Raw genomic sequence first — 17,699 nt, forward strand, 5'->3', positions numbered from 1 at the left:
CTATTTCTTTTTCTTATTTTTTTTCCTAGCCGTAAGCATTCCACCAATTCGACCCGCTTCCTTTGCTGTAAGCCCTGCCCAGCCTTGTTCATTTATTTTATCAATAAGCCCTATCTCACCAGCAATTTCATATTTCATTATATCATTTTCTGTAACTATTTTCTTCTTTTTATTTTTCTCCATGATAAAACCTCCTTTTTTCTTATTTTTACCATGTTCACTTAAATTATTCTTCGACATTTTTTTACTTTTTTCTCTTGTGTTTTTTTGTATACAATGATACAATATACTTCGTTGTGAAATAATATTATTTTTCCACTCCCCCTTTAGTATAAGAAAGAGGTCAGCTATTTAGCTGACCTCTTTCTCGTGTACAAAAAAATTATATAATTCCCAAAGCACCTTTATACTTTAACAATTCCACATATACGTTTATACCATTTAAAAGTATTTTCTCATCAAAATTAAATTTTATATTATGAAGACCATTCACAAACTCTTTATCAACATTTCTAGACCCCAACATAAAAAACAGCCCTTTAACATGTTGTTGATAATATGAAAAATCCTCAGCTATCATTAAAGGCTCTAGTATTTTTATATATTTATTATCAATAGCTTCTTTGAATTCATAAAATAGTTCTTCATCATTGTTAACCGCAGGATAATCATCTCTTATTTCTATATTTATTTCGCAGTTAAACGATTTTTCAAATCCACACGCAATTTCACGAACTCTTTTCTTTATTTTGTCATACACTTCTTGCTTAAATGCTCTTATAGTACCTTCAAGCTTAACACTTTCAGCTATTATATTCCTTCTACTTCCACCCTCTATTTTTCCAATGGTTAATACACCTTCATCAAGAGGTCTTATATTTCTAGATATTATACTTTGTATAGAATTCATAAAATTCGAAGCTATCACTATTGAATCAATAGCATTTTGAGGCATAGCTCCATGGCCACCTTTACCTATTATTTTAATATCTATTTCACCTGTTTGGGCTAAGAAATGATGGGGTTTAACTCCCACAAATCCTTCTTCTATATTTGGATATATATGAAGTCCGTATATTTCATCAACACTATATTTTTCTAAAATTCCTTCTTTTATTAAAGGAAGTGCCCCTCCTGGTGATTCTTCTGCTGGTTGAAAAATAAAAACTATATTATCTAATAATTTATCTTTATTAATAGTTAAATACTCTATAAGACCTAAAAGTACACTCATATGTCCATCATGACCGCAAAGATGCTTTATTTGTCCATCTATATTTAAAGCATCCATATCTGCTCTAAAAGCTATATTTTTTTTAGCTTTTTTACCTTTTATTATACCCACTATTGCAGTTTCTAAATATTCTTCATATTCTACTCCTAAAACATCTAAATAATCTTTTATATACTTAGATGTTTTGTACTCCTTCATACCCAATTCTGCTATCTTATTTAAGCTGTTTCTGTGCTTATACACAACATCAGTTAACATTGAAACATCTACTCTTATATCCATTTTTATCTCCTTTCGAAAAACAATTATCACAATACCATATTTTGTTGAATATATTTATATTGAATGGTACTATATATTAAGATATTTGTTTTTTGATTCATTATAAAATTTATAATATCATATATTTATGATAAAGGGGGTTTATCCATGAAAAAAGTAAACGTTGCGATAGTTGGTGCAACAGGAATGGTAGGACGAACATTTTTAAAAGTTTTACAAGAAAGAAATTTTCCTATAGAAAACCTATATCTATTAGCATCTAAGAAATCTGCTGGTGATATTGTTAACTTTAATGGAAAAGACTACATAATAGAAGAATTGACAGAAGATTCTTTCGACAAAGATATAGATATCGCTTTATTCTCTGCAGGAGGCGAAATAAGCAAAAAATTCGCTCCAATAGCTAAAGAAAAAGGCGTTATAGTAGTAGACAATAGTAGTATGTGGAGAATGCATGACGATGTACCTTTAGTTGTTCCAGAAGTTAATCCTGAAGATGTAAAAAAACACAATGGTATAATAGCAAATCCAAACTGCTCTACTATTCAAGCTGTAGTACCTTTAAAAGCTCTTCACTCTAAATTCGGTATAAAAAGAATAGTATACTCAACATATCAAGCAGTTTCAGGATCAGGAGTAAAAGGTATATCTGATTTAAAAGAAGGTATTAAAGGAAATGAGAATAGATTATATCCTCACCCTATAGCTTATAATGCTCTACCTCATATAGATACATTCTTAGATAATGGTTATACAAAAGAAGAAATGAAAATGATAGATGAAACTAAAAAAATATTAAATGATCATACTATAAAAATAACAGCTACAACTGTAAGAGTACCAGTAATGTATTCTCATAGTGAATCTGTAAATGTTGAATTTGAAAAAGAATTCGATGTTAAAGAAGTATTCGATATTTTAAATAGTACAGATGGAATTGTCATTGTAGATGATCCTAAAAATAATGTATATCCACTTGCATTAGATGCTGCAGGAAAAGACGAAGTATTTGTAGGAAGAATAAGAAGAGACTTTAGTTTAGATAACGGTATCAATATGTGGGTTGTTGCTGATAATATAAGAAAAGGAGCTGCAACTAACACAGTTCAAATAGCTGAGCTTTTATTGAAATATAATTTAGTATAGAGAGGATGATTTTAATGCTATTTAAAGGTTCTGGTGTTGCTTTAGTTACCCCATTTAAAAATGGAAAAATCGATTTCGAAAAATTAGGAGAAATTATAGAATACCATATTAAAGAGGGAACAGATGCATTTATAGTATGTGGAACTACTGGTGAAGCATCTACAATGACTGATGAAGAGCAAATAGAAACTATAAAATTTGTGATAGATAAAACAAATAAAAGAATACCAGTGATAGCAGGAACTGGTTCTAATAATACTGCACATTCTATACACCTTAGCCAAAAAGCTGAAGAATTAGGAGCAGATGGACTTTTAGTTATAACTCCTTATTACAATAAGTCTACTCAAAAAGGTCTTATTTCTCACTTTAATGCTATAGCTGATGCTGTTAATATTCCTATAATAGTTTATAACGTTCCAGGAAGAACAGGAGTTAATATAAAGCCTTCTACTCTAGCTCAAATAGCTACGCATAAAAACATAGTAGCAGTTAAAGAAGCTAGTGGAGACATATCTCAGGTTGCTGAGATGGCAAGAGTTTGTCCTGATGGATTTGGAATATATTCTGGAAATGATGATATGATTCTACCATTATTATCACTTGGAGGATGCGGTGTTATATCAGTTGTTGCAAATATATGTCCAAAAGATACACATGACTTAGTTTATAAATATTTCGAAGGAGATATTGAGGGTTCTAGAAAACTTCAATTAGATATGAAACCTTTGATAGATTCATTATTTATAGAAGTAAATCCTATTCCAGTTAAAACAGCTATGAATTTATTAGGATTTGACATGGGTGAACTTAGACTTCCACTAGTTGATATGGAGGATTGCAATTTAAGCGTATTAAAGAAAGAATTAACAAACTACGGATTCAAATTATAGCTTTTTATAAAATCCTATATTGCATATGCGGTATAGGATTTTAAATAGCTTTATTATAGGAGGTTTAAGATGATTAAAGTTATAGTTAATGGCTGCCTTGGAAAAATGGGAAAAGTTTTGACAAAGTCTATATGCGACGATAAAGCTTTTGAACTTGTAGCAGGTGTTTCTAAAGAAATTAATGAAACTACTGGGTATAATGCATACTCTAACATATTAGAAATCAAGGAAAAAGCTGATGTGATAATAGATTTTTCCAACCCGACTACATTAAAGGATATGCTCGATTATTCTAAAAAAACTAAAACACCGTTAGTTATAGCAACAACTGGGTATACTAATGAAGAGCTTAGTATGATAGACGAACACTCTAAAGAAGTTGCAGTGTTTCATAGCTCAAATATGTCACTAGGAGTAAATCTTATGTTAAAGCTTGTAGAAATATCAGCTAAAGCTCTTAGCAATTTTGATATAGAAATAATTGAAAAACACCATAACAAAAAAGTTGATGCACCTAGTGGTACTGCTTTAATGCTTGCAAATGAAATTCAAGCTGTTTTAGATAATGAATTTAACTTTGGAAGACATGGCAAAAATGCAAAAAGAAAAGAAAATGAAATAGGAATCCATGCAGTTCGTGGTGGAACTATAGTTGGAGATCACAGCGTTATATTTGCAGGTAAGGACGAAATAGTAGAACTTAATCATATCGCCTTATCAAAAGAAATATTTGCACAAGGATCTCTTCAAGCAGCTAAGTTCATTGTAAATAAACAAAATGGATATTATAATATGAAAGACATAGTATCTTTGTAATAAAATTCAGGAGGTAAATTACTAATGATGAAATTAACAGACCCATATGAGATAGCAAAATTTATAAAAAACTCAACTAAAAAAACACCCGTTAAAGTATATTTAAATGGAACACTAAAGACTAAAGATTACGACAACGTAAAAATATTTGGAAGTGATGATAGTTATATTTTAATAGGAGAACATTCATCTATAAAAAATATTTTAGAAGATAACAAAGAGACTATAAAAGATTATCACTTAGAATTTGATAGAAGAAATTCTGCTATACCTACTTATAATTATTTGCATGAAGATGCTAGAATCGAACCAGGCGCTATTATAAGAGATATGGTTTCTATTGATAAAAATGCAGTTATAATGATGGGTGCAGTTATCAATATAGGAGCTGAAATCGGAGAAGGTTCTATGATTGATATGAATGCCGTTATAGGAGCAAGAGGAACTATCGGTAAAAATGTACATCTTGGAGCTGGTGCTGTTGTTGCCGGTGTACTTGAACCCCCTTCTGCTACACCTGTAATACTTGAAGATGATGTTGTTGTAGGAGCAAATGCCGTAATATTAGAAGGCGTTGTTGTTGGAAAAGGATCTGTTGTTGCAGCAGGTGCTGTTGTAACTCAAAATGTACCAGAAGGCGCTGTTGTCGCTGGTTCTCCTGCTAAGATTATAAAAATGAAAGATGAAAAAACAAAAGAAAAAACTAAGCTTATGGAAGATTTAAGAGGATAACATTCTCTCAAATACAAAAATCCAAAATATGTCTATGAAAATACCGAATGCAATAGATATTTTCATAGGCATATTTTCTACTCTATATAAAAAAAGATGGCTATTAGCCATCTTTTTTTATCTATCTTGATTAGTTACGTTGAATACATATGGAACATTTCTATAGTAATCACCATAGTTTAGTCCATATCCAACTACAAATTTGTCATCTATTTCAAATCCTACATAATCAGGAACTAATTCTACTTTTCTTCTAACTGGTTTATCTAACAGTACGCAACATTTTATACTCGCAGGATTTTTTGACTTTAGATGATTCATAACAAAACTCATAGTAAGAGCTGAATCTGTTATATCATCAACTACTAGAATATCGTATCCTTCTACATCATCATTTATATCTGCAAGGACATTTATTTTTCCACTTGACTCTTCTGAGTGTCCATAGCTAGATGTCGTCATAAATCCTAACTTAACTGGAATATCTATCTTTCTAACAAGATCAGCCGTGAATATAAAGCTTCCCTTTAAAAGAGATATAACGAATAATTTCTTATCCTTATAGTCCTCAGATATCTGCTTTCCAAGTTCAACAGTTCTTCTTACTATATCTTCTTCAGAACATAGTGTTTCCCATACTTTAGTTTCTATATCCATTTATAATAAACCTCCTAGAGTAATTGTAATTTAAACTATATTTTAATTAAAAAGTAGATTTTTGTCAACATTACTTTAATTGTTATTCATACCGTCCATAACTTTTATTATAACCTCATCTGTTATTGTCATTCCTTGTGCACTAACTTTTCCTAAGTTTCTTATACTTTCTTCAACTTTATTTCCTACTATTCCGTTAAGCGCTGGTACTATACAGTTATATTTTGCTATTATAGCACTTTGAATAGCAGCAGATGCAGCAGACGCAAGCTTAAGGGCACATCCTGCCTTTGCACCATCACATATCATACCGCTTAAGTTTGCAATCATATTTTCAATTGCTCCATCTATTTGATCATAAGTTCCATCCATAAGCCAAGTTATAGCAGCTGCTGAACCTGTTGATGCCGCTACTCCACATCCACAAACAGCAGATAATCTTCCTGTATAATTCTTTATATAACCTGTGACTAAATGACTTATAGCTAATGCTTTTGATAATTTTTCTTTTGTTTGAGGATATATTTCATTATAAGCAGCTATTGGAAGTATAGCTGTAAGTCCATGGTTTCCACTTCCATTAGAACTCATAACAGGCTTATTAACTCCACTCATTCTAGCATCAGAAGCCGCTGCTGTTAACATCATTGCTTTGTTCATAAGATCATCTGAAAGCATTTTATCATCTATAGCTTTTTTTATTCCATATCCTACACCAATACCAACCTTATTATCTATAGCAACGTTTGCCATATCTAGGTTCATATCTATCCCTTCTAATAAGAAATCTAAATCAGATTCATCCATTTTTTCTATTTCTTGAACTAATTCTTTGATTGTAAGTTTAGATGTTGGGCTGTCAACATGTGTATATTCTATATCTAAGCTTATTTCTCCATTTAATATTACAGAATCATTTTTTTGAATGTGAACAAAGTTATCATGCTTAGTCATTATTATAGTCTTTGATGTATTTTCTTTTCCTTTTAAATTAACCTCTATGTAAACCTTTTCCGCAGTTTCTATAGGAGATATTTTAACCATATTTTGATCCATGAATTTTTCTGATAGAGCAACTTCTTTTTCTCCTAATTTTTCTAATACTCTAAGGCCAAGTTCAGAATCTCCTCCATTAAGTCCCATAGCAGCTGCTATTTTAAGGCCTAATCTTGTTGTTCCAGGTATTCCAACACACATACCATTTTTATATACATTAGGGCTTACAAATATATTACATTCAACTATTTCTTCTCCTAATAATTCCTTAGCCTTAGCACAAGCTAGTGCTACTGCAACTGGCTCTGTACATCCTAAAGCTGGCTTTACTTCTGCTTTTAACATATCTACAAGTATTTTTTTCATTTTAAACCCCCCCAATTAAATTTTTATATCAATTTATATAGCACAAACTATGCCAACTTTTACGAACTAGTTTTTTCAATACCTGTAGTTTATTATTTATCAATACCATCTGTTATATATGGTATTTTGTATCTTTTTGAAATAAAATAATCTCAAATTGAGATTCCAGTCTCAATTTGAGATTATTTTGTTTGCTAAAGTATTATAAATTCTTTGTATTATGGATAACTTATTGAAAAAGCTATACTTGCAATTATTTTTGAGCAACGGAACCTGTAAGGATCGTTGGCGATATGAGTCACAGCGTTAGCGAGTAGACGAATTTTTTATTTGGTACTCTTTCATTTTTCTATAAAGAGTAGCTCTTGATATACCAAGAGCCTCACAAGCTCTTTCCTTATCTTTTTTGTAGTCCTTAAACTTATGTAAAGCTTTAATTATTTCCTGCTTCTCTATTTCCTTAAGAGGTGTTATATCGTCTTTTAGATCATATTTAAATTCTTTATTTTTTTGGGTTACTTTTTGAGGTAAATTTTCGTATTTTATTGTAGATGAATTTGACATGTTTATGCTGTACTCAATTACATTTTGAAGCTGCCTTACATTTCCCGGCCATGGGTAATTCAGTATTTTATTTATTGCATCTTCTTCTATTCCATTTATACATTTATTTAATTTCTTAGCATAATCTTCAATTATATTATCTACAAGTAATACTATGTCTTCTCTTCTATCTCTTAACGGAGGTATATATATAGGAATTACATTTAATCGATAATACAGATCTTCCCTAAACTCACCTTTTTCAACCATCTTTTCTAAATCCTTATTTGTTGCAGCTATTATTCTAACATCAACTTGAATATTTATTTTACCGCCTATTTTTTCAACTTCTCTTTCCTGTAATACTCTAAGTAACTTTCCCTGCAAGTGTATACTCATGTCTCCTATTTCATCAAGAAATATACTTCCTTTATTTGCAAGCTCAAATTTACCCACTTTTCCACCCTTTTTAGCTCCTGTAAATGCACCTTCCTCATATCCAAACAACTCACTCTCAAGCAAGTTATCTGGTATTGCTGCGCAGTTAATAGCTATGAATGAATGCTTACATCTGCTACTAGTATTATGTATTGCTCTTGCAAACAATTCTTTTCCCGTCCCACTTTCTCCTGTTATCAATACAGTAGATGAAGTTTTTGATGCAACCCTAGCTTTATTTTTCACATCTTGCATTGATAAACTATCTCCAATTATATTATCAAACCCTATATTATAGTTTGTCCCAGTTATTTCGTTAAAATTTTCTATAGCGGAAGAATTATCTATAAAATCGAATACATATCCTTTTATATCTCCATCTATTGTTATTGTATTTATATTATATAACCCTCTTAATGTATACTTTTCATTTTTATAAGTAAAAGATGTACTTTTATACCTTTTTTTTATAGTTTTTATCTCATTCTCACTTATAAAGTTTAGTACATCAAATATATTATTTTTATCTAGTTTATCGTCTAATTTAAATATATTTTTGAATTTATCATTGTATTTGTCTATATTTCCATATACATCAGTGGATACTACTGCCTTATCCATATTATTGAGAAGCATTTCTAGCCTTTTTGCCTGTATTTTTATCTCATATGATTTATTCTCTACTTTTATTTTACTAGATATCAAATCTGCCATTTTTGTTAAAAAACTCATCAGTTGACTTTTGTTATTTTTTATATTATAACTTTGTTCTTGCGTAAATGCTATAAGGCCTATAACTCCATATATTTTTTCTTCTAATGATATAGGACAACATACCTCTGCAAATTCTTTGCATTGATTTTTATCCTTACACATTTTACATATTTTATCTTTTCTCGGATTTTCAATTATAAAACTCTCACCTGTATCAAGCGAATTTTTAAATGCTGAGTACAAACTTATCTTCTCTCCTATTTTATCAGCATACTTTCCAGTTCCTGCAATTCTAGTTAAATTTCGATCTACTATAGTAACATCTACATTTAACACAGATGATATAACATCTGCTGTATTTTTTATATCATCTTCTATAAGCATCAAATCTAGCATATTATAACCTGTCCTTTATTCTAAGTTCTATGAGTATTTCTTTTATATCTCTTAATAAAATAATAATCTTATTTATAGAGTATTGAATAGACATAAGTATAATAATAGTCATTATCCAAACTATAGACCCATAATAAATCTTCATTTTTTCCTCCCTTTTTTAGAAAAAATTCACTGTTTAAAATTTGTATAATTTCATTAGAGAAAAAAAGACTAGGTGACCCTAGTCTTTAATCTGTTTTAATACCCATATAAATATAATTTTCACTGTCTATTTCTTTAAGCGTACCGCAAAATCCACTTTGCCCAAATATTTCTACTATTTCTGTAGGTCGATAAAATTTTCCGTTATATCCTTTTATTTTGTTTTGAAGTGACTTTAATTTCACAGACAAATTTTTAGGATTTTTATCTTCTATTATTACCTTACCTTTATGCTTTAATACTCTATATATTTCTTTTAAAGCATTCTTTTCATTTTCAAAACAATTAAAATAGTTCAAAAATATTACCTTATCAAAATAATTATCCTTAAATGGCATATATTCAACCGACCCTTGAATTATGTTACAGTTTCCATTATCTACAATAGCAGAACTTGCAATATATTTCTCATTTTCAAGTATAATAACCTCTACCCCTAGCTTTTTTAAGTACTTACCATAATTAGATATATTCCCCAGTAGAAGCACTTTTTCCCCAACAGAACTATTTATGGTCTCCAAGAAGTTATTTATATTATTTTGTTTTTTATTAGGACTTATACTACCTCTTATATAATAAGATGTATCTACACATATTTTTTTCAAGTAAATTCACCTTCTGTCTATTCTTTAGTTATTACTTATCTATTATAATAAATATAATTCCATTATTCAATATAAATACTCTTATTAATATATAAAAAATTCGTCTAGTTGTTACGCACTGACTCATGTCGCCAATGACCTCTATGGGCTTCGTTGCTCAAAATGGTTGCAAGTACAGTTCTTCCCTCAATATTATCTATAATTTAAAGAAAAATCTAATTTTCTTAAATGTATAAAATATTATTAATGATACTATTTTTATTTATCATTTAGTATTATTTTCTAACAACTTCTTCATTTTAGATACAGAAACTTCATATGCAACCTTTACGTCAATTTCTCCATCTTCAATTTTTTTCTCATATTGTCTACTTTGAATTCGTCCCCATAGTTGAACTCTATCTCCCACCTTTAAATTCTTACAAAACTTTGCATTTCTCCCCCAAGCTATAGATGGTATATAATCAGATTTATTATAAGCTCTATTGACAGCAAGCAATAAATCTGTTATTTCTCTTCCTAGAGGAGTTTTTCTATATATAGGGTTTTTACATACATATCCATCTAAAAATATACTATTAGGGTCTTTGTTTTCTTCCTCTACAAAAACTAATTCCCTTGCAAATACAGTTAATATAAGCTTATTCTTACCATCAACCACTTTATTGTATGATCTTAACTGTCCGCTTACTTCCACTGTTTTGCCAACCTTCATATCCAAATCCACAATCAATCTTTCTGATACGGTAATAGGCAGTATATCTTGGGAATCACTAAGCCTTCTTATTTTTATTTTTGTAGCATAAAACTTTTCTCCAAATATTTCATGACTTAATTTAAGTTCTTCTGTAATCTCTCCTAACATATTCACGACATTCGTATCTTCTTTTATATTGATCATCTTCCTTCCCTCCATGTTCTTATGTATTATCTATATAAATATATTAGGATAAACCTTATTTTATTCAGATTTTCAAAAGATTTTAAGAACAAAATTTTGTATCACTCTATATTTAAATGTAAAAAAACTGCCGACATTATATATCGACAGTTTTATATATTTCAATCTATTTAGTTTACCATTTCTTTATTCTTAGAAGCTGATTTTAACATAGTAGCAGATGTGTAGAATATAACTACTATAACTAACCATTTTAAGATGTCAAGAGGTAGAGATTTAACAAGATAAGCAGCTATTAAAACTCCTACAATACCTCCTATAGTTATACCCATTGATGCTCTTCTATCATACGCTTCTTCTTTAACAAATTTAGTAGAAGCAACTGGCATTAAGAATGCACAAGAACCCATCATTATAGGGAATGCAACTTTTGGAGACATACCTAATAAGTAAACAAGTGCCATACATGGTGCATAAAGACCTATTCCTGCAGTCATTAAAGCTCCTAATATGAAGTTAGCAACTACTGCTACTATAAGTTTAGTTCCATGAAGTCCAATAGCGTCTCCTCCACCTGGCATCCAGTTCATTTGTCCTGCAAGCATTAATAAAGCTGTAATAAATAATGCAACTCCCATAACCAATTGAACCTTTTTCTCTGGAAGCTTAGAAACTATTCCAGCTCCAACATATGCTCCTATAGTTGCTGCTGCAAGCATACTAACTAAAGTAGTAGGCTCCATCTCTATAACTGTTATAAATATAAATGCTTCAAGTACAACTGGTATAGTACAAGATACATTAAGTGTACCTGGTAATAATCTATCTTGAACTTGTTTAAAACCTTTTAGTAGTGCTGTAGTAGGTGCAAATGAACCAATTCCTAAAGTATCAAAAAAGTTAGTTGCGAACCCAATAGAAGTGACTTTTCCCCAAGTATTATGCGTTTCTAAGTTATCTTTGTTCTTCATAAAGTCCGATACGAATACTACTGCAAACCAAAGAGTTAAAACTCCCAAAACACCCAAAACTATGTTTATCATTATCTGTACCTCCTTTATTTTTGTATCTATATTTTACCATAACTTTGATAAAATGTAAACAATGTCTACTTATCCCTAAAATCATATCTTTCTTTTGCATACATTGTTATAGTAATTAATATTAATTACTATAACAATGTATGTATACTTTTTTTATTTATAATACAAATCCATATTTTAATGGATCTTCAGGGTCTATTACAAAATGATTGAATCCTGTTATATAAGCTGCTCCTGTTATTTCTGGAGTTATAGTTTTATACGCTCCAACTTCACCAGTTCCAACTATTCTACCTTTGAATAAAGTTCCTAATATACTTTCGTACACGAATAATTCTCCTTCTTTTAACTCTCCCTTAGAGTGAAGCGTTGCTAATTTAGCACTTGTTCCTGTACCACAAGGAGATCTATCTACTTGTCCTTGTCCAAATATAACTACATTTTTGTAAGTTGCTTCTGGATGAGTTGGTTCATCATATATTTCTACTAAGTCAACAGTTTTTATATGGTCTAAAGTAGGGTGTTGTATTTCTATCTCTTTGTTAATTATGTCTCTTATTTTAAGAGCTAATGCAGTCAATTTCTGAACATTTTTAGGCTCAACTTTAAGTCCTAATTGCTTAGCGTTTATTATTGCAAAGAAACTTCCTCCAAAAGATATATCAAATGTTATTTTTCCTATTTCAGGAACTTCTATTTCTACATCTTTCTTGTAGTGAAAAGCTGGAACGTTAACTATTGATACTTCTTTAACTTTTCCATCTTCAACCTTAGCTTTAGATCTTATTATTCCAGCAGGAGTATCCATCACAACATCTGTAACAGNTATATTATTAAAGCAAGTTGCTTGCCAACTTTTGTTTAAGTTTAATTTTAATTATATATTTTTCCTATAACGGTTGATTTTACTAGTATTGTTTTTTTATATAATTTAGTTGTTTCAATTTGAAATTTTCTATAATATATTTTAAAAAACTAAATGTGTCAGTTTTTTGACTCTAATTTTCGTTTAATTGATAACTTATTAACCGCTCACCACCTCTTATTCCCTCAATTTCCATACATTACCTTAAAGGAAAACGATTTCTGTCTATTTTCTGACACATGTCTGAAAATAGACACACCATTAAATTTTATATTATTTCCTAACATATAAAAAAAGAGTATTTCACTTATATAAGTGAAATACTCTTTTTTTATAATTTTATTAGTTTTTTATTTATTTTTAGAAGCTGATTTTAACATAGTAGAAGCTGTGTAGAATATAACAGCTATAACTAACCATTTTAATATATCCATAGGTAGAGATTTTACAAGGTAAGCAGCTATGAAAACTCCTATAGTTCCTCCTATAGTTATACCCATTGATGCTCTTCTATCTAAAGCTTCTTCTTTAACAAATTTAACTGATGCAACTGGCATTAAGAATGCACAAGATCCCATCATTATAGGGAATGCAACTTTTGGAGACATACCTAATAAATAAACAAGTGCCATACATGGTGCGTAAAGACCTATTCCAGCAGTCATTAAAGCTCCTAATATAAAGTTTCCAACTACCGCTATTATAAGTTTAGCTCCTGAAAGACCAGTAGCGTCTCCTCCACCTGGCATTAAATTTAATTGACCTGCCATCATTAATAAAGCTGTAATAAATAAAGCAATTGCCATTACTGTTTGTACCTTTTTCTCTGGAAGCTTAGAAACTATTCCAGCTCCAAAATATGCTCCTATAGTTGCTGCTGCAAGCATAGAAACTAGTGTTGTAGGATCCATATTTATAACTGTTATAAATATAAAAGCTTCAAGTACAACCGGTATAGTATGAGAAGCATTTAATGTTCCTGGTAAAAGTCTATCTTGAGTTTGTTTCATACCTTTAAGTAGTGCTGTTGTAGGTGCAAATGAACCTATTCCTAAAGTATCGAAGAAATCTGTTATAAATCCGATGAAAAGAACTTTCGACCAAGTATTATGTGTTTCTAAATTATCCTTATGCTTTATAAAGTCCGCTATAAATACTACTGCAAACCAAAGAGTTAAAACTCCTAAAACACCCAGAACTATGTTTATCATTGTTTGTGCCCTCCTTATTATTTTCATGTCTATATTTTATCATAGTTTTGACAAAAAAGTAAACAACCTCAACATTTTTCTACATTTTTTTATGTTATAGTAATTAATGTAAATTACCACAACAATTTATTTATACTTTTTATTTTAATACAAATCCATACTTTAAAGGATCTTCAGGATCTATTACAAAATGATTGAATCCTGTTATATAAGCTGATGCTGTTATTTCAGGAATTACAGCATTGTACTGAGCAACCTTATCAGTTCCAACTACTCTACCTTTGAATAAAGTTCCTAATATACTCTCATATACGAATAATTCTCCTTCTTTTAGCTCTCCCTTAGAGTGTAGAGTTGCCATTTTAGCACTTGTTCCTGTACCACAAGGAGATCTATCTACTTGTCCTTGTCCAAATACAACTACATTTTTGTAAGTTGCTTCTGGATGAGATGGAACATCATATATTTCAACTAAATCAACAGTATTTATATGAGATAAAGTTGGATGTTGTATTTCTATCTCTTTGTTTATTATGTCTCTTATTTCAAGAGCTAATGCAGTTAATTTCTGAGAATTTTTAGGCTCAACTGAAAGTCCTAATTGCTTAGCGTTTATTATTGCAAAGAAGCTTCCTCCAAAAGATATATCAAATGTTATTTTTCCTATTTCAGGAACTTCTATTTCTACATCTTTCTTGTAGTGGAAAGCTGGAACGTTAACTATTGATACTTCTTTAACTTTTCCATCTTCAACCTTAGCTTTAGATCTTATTATTCCAGCAGGAGTATCCATCACAACATCTGTAACAGGCTCTACTGCTTCAACCATACCAGTTTCGATAGCTACAGTTATAGCTCCTATAGATCCGTGCCCACACATATTTAAGTATCCGCCACCATCCATAAAGATTATTCCAAAGTCAGCTTCTTCATTTACTGGAGCAGTTAATATAGAACCAAACATATCGTTATGTCCTCTTGGCTCAAGCATAATTGAAGTTCTTAATGTATCCATATTTTTTTCTAGATATTCTTTTTTATCAGCCATAGTTTTACCTGGTATATTAGGTACTCCACCAACAACTATTCTTGTTGGCTCTCCCATAGTATGTGAATCAACAGCATGAATACTTCTTATAGCTTTCATATTATTTTCCCTCTTTTCTCATTTTTAATTTTAAAAACGCAAGTGCTTTTTTAGCATCTAAAACAGATACGTTGTTTTCTCCAACAACCTGTGTTTCTATGCCTTCTTTTGATTTATTAAAATCTACAATTGTGTCCATATAATTATTAGTTACTACGAATTTTGCTTGAGTTCCTACAAAGCTAAGTCCTACTACAGGTATTCCTCTTTTTCCTATTTCTTCTATTGTATTTGCATAATCAACATGAGAGTTTCCCCATCCATCAACGGATATGATTACACCATCAGCTCTCATAGCTTCAGCCCAAGCTGCCGCTCTTTGTCCTACGAAATACTTTTCTTTATTATCTTGAGGTGTTCCTACTACCATAATACCCATAAGGTCTACATCTTTATCTCCACTTACAACATCAAGTAATGGATCTCTAAAATGATGAAGAGATGTTTCTTTAGTTGATGGTCCTATACCCATAATATCACCGCCTTACGTCATGGCCCTTAATGCGCCATCTCTGTATTCATTAGGAGATATTATCATAGGAACATTTCCTATGTCTATAATAGATTTACCTCCTGAAACTCCACTTGGTTCATCTGAAAAAAGTTGGTTATCATACATAGCACCTTGACCTGCTATTTGCTTTACTATTACGACTTTTTTAGAATTAGGTCTTATTTTATCTAGATATTCATGAGACTCTGTTGAATCTCTTCCATCTAACTCTTTTAGAACAAGTCTTATTCCTTGTATGAATTCATCACACGCTCTAAAAGCTGATAATGGAAGCTTTCTTTCATATGGAATATCAGACTTTAAAGTTACATCAAAGTGAATTATGTAATCATCTTTAGATGGAGTCCCTGCTTTTCCTAACACAAGCTGTTCTTTTAAAATTCCTTCAGATGATCCAAACTCATGCATCTGCTTTCCTTTACTATCAGCTCCTGTTACCATTACATAAACTCCTGTTAAAGTATGAGTTATACCTTGTCCTATTTCACCAAGTACCTTTGTAGATATTGGTATGATGTCCATAATAGTATTTACATAAATATCATGTTGTCCAGGCTTTATTATTTTAATATCTATATTTTCTATCAGTTCTTCATTTTCCACTAAGTTTTTTGATATTTCTTTGTCAATCGTTAGCGTACGTTTATCTATTGAATTTTTATCTCCAACTTCAACTCTATCTATATGAAAAGCTTTTATTACTAATCTTCTCAAAATTTTTTCTTTATCCATACATATCACCTTCTTGGAGGTATTTTTTGGTTTATAAAACTTCCCTCTTTAAATAAGAGGGAAGTTTTTTAAATTATATTTGAGCTACGTACTCGTATGGTAAAGGTATTATTTTACCTGCACTTGGTATTTCTACAAGTTTAGTTAAAGTATCCTTTAATATATTAGTTTGCATATCAACATCATTTGGCGCACCTGCATTTGCTCCCATTGGAACCAATGGAGCAACTGCTCTTGGAGTACCATTTTGTCTTACTACTGGAGGAAGGGCTGCTATCATTATAGTAGGTATTCCTATTTCCTCAATCGCTCTCTGCACGATCACGGCAGAGCGGTGGCAAGTACCTCAGCCAGCTGTTAAGACAACTGCGTCTACGCCTTCTTCTTTTAATTGTCTAGCTATTTCTGGACCAGTTTCGTCAGTGAATTTTTGTTGGTCTCCACCACCGCCCATGAATCCAAAGTGTGCTGGAGCTACATCTTTAATAAATCCAGCTTCTGCAAGCTCTCTTAATCTATCTATAGGGAACATACAGTTGATATCCTTATTAACATCTGCATTATCGTATCCACCATGTGATACCATCATATCGCTAACCGGAGCATCTCCTGGTATTACTCTGAATCCAAAATCTCCTGCTAAGTTAAATCTAGCATCTGATTTTAAGTGTACACCAGCAGCTGTAGCTAAAGCTATTTTCATATCTTTTAATTCTTTAGTTACAGGTGTCCATACTGGTGGAGGTGTTATTGGTACAAATATTTCTGATTGAAGTCCTTTTATTACTGTAAGACTCATATTTATTACCTCTCTTTCCTGTTATTTATTTTTTTCTTGCTCTCGTCTTTGGTTTTCTGCTATTATTTCGGCATATTTTTCATTAACCTCAGGTCCTAATACTTCAGGATAGCTTAATAAAAATCCAACTTCCATGCCAAGTTTTAATTCATAATCGGTGATTAACATTCTCTTTGGCATTTTAAATTGACCAAGTCTTCCTTTTAAATCAATAGTAACGCCACCATCTGTTATCTTAACTATTACACCTTCATACATTCTCTCTGTAGAGGAATATTTTAATCTATCCATTTATATCACCTATTTTTTCGGATTTTATTTTTCGTAGATTTCTTTTCTTTTCTTACTTAATTCTAATGATTGCTCATTCTCAAGAAGTTCTACTTTTAATCCAGTTTCTTTCTCTATAAGTTCAACATTGTTTAACTTAACATTGCTGTTCCATTTTCTTTCTGCAGCTTTAAT

At 30.8% G+C, this 17,699-nt stretch carries 19 protein-coding genes and 1 pseudogene; 4 read left to right on the plus strand and 16 right to left on the minus strand.

Going from position 1 to position 17,699, the window contains the following annotated elements; genetic code table 11:
* Complete coding sequence (locus WJW32_RS10235) at nt 1-183, minus strand: small, acid-soluble spore protein, alpha/beta type (protein WP_277733276.1); 183 nt, start codon at nt 181-183, stop codon at nt 1-3.
* Between the two features lie 199 nt (nt 184-382).
* Nucleotides 383-1,516: an amidohydrolase gene (locus WJW32_RS10240; protein WP_340257962.1), complete on the minus strand. Its 1,134-nt coding sequence runs from the start codon at nt 1,514-1,516 to the stop codon at nt 383-385.
* 147 nt (nt 1,517-1,663) lie between these two features.
* Here WJW32_RS10240 and WJW32_RS10245 point away from each other — a divergent pair, with 147 nt between their 5' ends.
* From WJW32_RS10245 to dapD, 4 genes are all read left to right on the plus strand, one after another.
* Nucleotides 1,664-2,662, plus strand: a complete 999-nt coding sequence (locus WJW32_RS10245) for an aspartate-semialdehyde dehydrogenase (protein ID WP_340257964.1) — start codon at nt 1,664-1,666, stop codon at nt 2,660-2,662.
* Between the two features lie 14 nt (nt 2,663-2,676).
* Nucleotides 2,677-3,555, plus strand: coding sequence for a 4-hydroxy-tetrahydrodipicolinate synthase (gene dapA, locus WJW32_RS10250; RefSeq protein WP_340257966.1), 879 nt, complete (start codon nt 2,677-2,679; stop codon nt 3,553-3,555).
* A 69-nt stretch (nt 3,556-3,624) separates the two neighbouring features.
* A complete protein-coding gene (gene dapB / locus WJW32_RS10255; RefSeq protein ID WP_340257968.1) occupies nt 3,625-4,371 on the plus strand; it encodes a 4-hydroxy-tetrahydrodipicolinate reductase in 747 nt (248 codons plus the stop codon).
* A gap of 24 nt (nt 4,372-4,395) precedes the next feature.
* Entirely contained in the window at nt 4,396-5,103 is a 708-nt protein-coding gene (gene dapD, locus WJW32_RS10260) for a 2,3,4,5-tetrahydropyridine-2,6-dicarboxylate N-acetyltransferase (protein ID WP_445330233.1), read from the plus strand.
* Between the two features lie 117 nt (nt 5,104-5,220).
* Here the strand turns inward: dapD and hpt are convergent, their stop codons facing one another.
* From hpt to WJW32_RS10330, 14 genes and pseudogenes are all read right to left on the minus strand, one after another.
* Entirely contained in the window at nt 5,221-5,760 is a 540-nt protein-coding gene (gene hpt, locus WJW32_RS10265; RefSeq protein ID WP_340257970.1) for a hypoxanthine phosphoribosyltransferase, read from the minus strand.
* 75 nt (nt 5,761-5,835) lie between these two features.
* The gene (locus WJW32_RS10270) at nt 5,836-7,122 is read right to left on the minus strand and encodes an L-cysteine desulfidase family protein (RefSeq protein WP_340257972.1); all 1,287 of its coding nucleotides are present in this window, start codon (nt 7,120-7,122) and stop codon (nt 5,836-5,838) included.
* A gap of 306 nt (nt 7,123-7,428) precedes the next feature.
* Nucleotides 7,429-9,213: a sigma-54 interaction domain-containing protein gene (locus WJW32_RS10275; RefSeq protein ID WP_340257974.1), complete on the minus strand. Its 1,785-nt coding sequence runs from the start codon at nt 9,211-9,213 to the stop codon at nt 7,429-7,431.
* A gap of 1 nt (nt 9,214) precedes the next feature.
* Entirely contained in the window at nt 9,215-9,358 is a 144-nt protein-coding gene (locus WJW32_RS10280; protein WP_340257976.1) for a hypothetical protein, read from the minus strand.
* Between the two features lie 85 nt (nt 9,359-9,443).
* Nucleotides 9,444-10,022, minus strand: coding sequence for a class I SAM-dependent methyltransferase (locus tag WJW32_RS10285; protein WP_340257978.1), 579 nt, complete (start codon nt 10,020-10,022; stop codon nt 9,444-9,446).
* A 265-nt stretch (nt 10,023-10,287) separates the two neighbouring features.
* Nucleotides 10,288-10,923 (minus strand): single-stranded DNA-binding protein, encoded by a 636-nt coding sequence (locus WJW32_RS10290; RefSeq protein WP_340257980.1) that lies wholly within the window; start codon nt 10,921-10,923, stop codon nt 10,288-10,290.
* A 170-nt stretch (nt 10,924-11,093) separates the two neighbouring features.
* Nucleotides 11,094-11,966, minus strand: coding sequence for a sulfite exporter TauE/SafE family protein (locus WJW32_RS10295; RefSeq protein WP_340257982.1), 873 nt, complete (start codon nt 11,964-11,966; stop codon nt 11,094-11,096).
* A gap of 157 nt (nt 11,967-12,123) precedes the next feature.
* A pseudogene (locus WJW32_RS10300) lies at nt 12,124-12,789 on the minus strand (proline racemase family protein); the annotation flags it as partial.
* 392 nt (nt 12,790-13,181) lie between these two features.
* The gene (locus WJW32_RS10305) at nt 13,182-14,042 is read right to left on the minus strand and encodes a TSUP family transporter (protein ID WP_340257984.1); all 861 of its coding nucleotides are present in this window, start codon (nt 14,040-14,042) and stop codon (nt 13,182-13,184) included.
* Nucleotides 14,043-14,181: 139 nt separating this feature from the next.
* On the minus strand, nt 14,182-15,189 hold the full coding sequence (locus tag WJW32_RS10310; RefSeq protein ID WP_340257985.1) for a proline racemase: 1,008 nt from the start codon (nt 15,187-15,189) through the stop codon (nt 14,182-14,184).
* A gap of 1 nt (nt 15,190) precedes the next feature.
* Nucleotides 15,191-15,661, minus strand: a complete 471-nt coding sequence (locus tag WJW32_RS10315; RefSeq protein WP_340257987.1) for a glycine/sarcosine/betaine reductase component B subunit — start codon at nt 15,659-15,661, stop codon at nt 15,191-15,193.
* A 12-nt stretch (nt 15,662-15,673) separates the two neighbouring features.
* Nucleotides 15,674-16,435 carry a proline reductase cluster protein PrdD gene (gene prdD, locus WJW32_RS10320; protein WP_340257989.1) on the minus strand — a complete coding sequence of 254 codons (762 nt, stop codon included), beginning with the start codon at nt 16,433-16,435 and terminating at the stop codon, nt 15,674-15,676.
* 73 nt (nt 16,436-16,508) lie between these two features.
* Nucleotides 16,509-17,234 (minus strand): D-proline reductase (dithiol) protein PrdB, encoded by a 726-nt coding sequence (gene prdB, locus WJW32_RS10325; protein ID WP_340257991.1) that lies wholly within the window; start codon nt 17,232-17,234, stop codon nt 16,509-16,511.
* A gap of 21 nt (nt 17,235-17,255) precedes the next feature.
* On the minus strand, nt 17,256-17,525 hold the full coding sequence (locus tag WJW32_RS10330) for a CBO2463/CBO2479 domain-containing protein (protein WP_099188881.1): 270 nt from the start codon (nt 17,523-17,525) through the stop codon (nt 17,256-17,258).
* Nucleotides 17,526-17,699: the final 174 nt, after the last annotated feature.

This window comes from Tepidibacter sp. Z1-5 (assembly GCF_037844525.1).
In the GTDB taxonomy this organism is placed as follows: Bacteria; Bacillota; Clostridia; order Peptostreptococcales; family Peptostreptococcaceae; genus Tepidibacter_A.

What these genes read in the sequence shown, in the direction of transcription:
- WJW32_RS10270 (WP_340257972.1), bottom strand. Translation starts at nt 7,122, where the DNA reads ATGAAAAAAATACTTGTAGATATGTTAAAAGCAGAAGTAAAGCCAGCT.
- WJW32_RS10240 (WP_340257962.1), bottom strand. Translation starts at nt 1,516, where the DNA reads ATGGATATAAGAGTAGATGTTTCAATGTTAACTGATGTTGTGTATAAG.
- dapB (WP_340257968.1), top strand. Translation starts at nt 3,625, where the DNA reads ATGATTAAAGTTATAGTTAATGGCTGCCTTGGAAAAATGGGAAAAGTT.
- prdD (WP_340257989.1), bottom strand. Translation starts at nt 16,435, where the DNA reads ATGGATAAAGAAAAAATTTTGAGAAGATTAGTAATAAAAGCTTTTCAT.
- dapD (WP_445330233.1), top strand. Translation starts at nt 4,396, where the DNA reads ATGATGAAATTAACAGACCCATATGAGATAGCAAAATTTATAAAAAAC.
- WJW32_RS10280 (WP_340257976.1), bottom strand. Translation starts at nt 9,358, where the DNA reads ATGAAGATTTATTATGGGTCTATAGTTTGGATAATGACTATTATTATA.
- WJW32_RS10245 (WP_340257964.1), top strand. Translation starts at nt 1,664, where the DNA reads ATGAAAAAAGTAAACGTTGCGATAGTTGGTGCAACAGGAATGGTAGGA.
- WJW32_RS10295 (WP_340257982.1), bottom strand. Translation starts at nt 11,966, where the DNA reads ATGATAAACATAGTTTTGGGTGTTTTGGGAGTTTTAACTCTTTGGTTT.
- WJW32_RS10305 (WP_340257984.1), bottom strand. Translation starts at nt 14,042, where the DNA reads ATGATAAACATAGTTCTGGGTGTTTTAGGAGTTTTAACTCTTTGGTTT.
- WJW32_RS10315 (WP_340257987.1), bottom strand. Translation starts at nt 15,661, where the DNA reads ATGGGTATAGGACCATCAACTAAAGAAACATCTCTTCATCATTTTAGA.
- WJW32_RS10330 (WP_099188881.1), bottom strand. Translation starts at nt 17,525, where the DNA reads ATGGATAGATTAAAATATTCCTCTACAGAGAGAATGTATGAAGGTGTA.
- dapA (WP_340257966.1), top strand. Translation starts at nt 2,677, where the DNA reads ATGCTATTTAAAGGTTCTGGTGTTGCTTTAGTTACCCCATTTAAAAAT.
- WJW32_RS10310 (WP_340257985.1), bottom strand. Translation starts at nt 15,189, where the DNA reads ATGAAAGCTATAAGAAGTATTCATGCTGTTGATTCACATACTATGGGA.
- hpt (WP_340257970.1), bottom strand. Translation starts at nt 5,760, where the DNA reads ATGGATATAGAAACTAAAGTATGGGAAACACTATGTTCTGAAGAAGAT.
- WJW32_RS10275 (WP_340257974.1), bottom strand. Translation starts at nt 9,213, where the DNA reads ATGCTAGATTTGATGCTTATAGAAGATGATATAAAAAATACAGCAGAT.
- WJW32_RS10290 (WP_340257980.1), bottom strand. Translation starts at nt 10,923, where the DNA reads ATGATCAATATAAAAGAAGATACGAATGTCGTGAATATGTTAGGAGAG.
- WJW32_RS10235 (WP_277733276.1), bottom strand. Translation starts at nt 183, where the DNA reads ATGGAGAAAAATAAAAAGAAGAAAATAGTTACAGAAAATGATATAATG.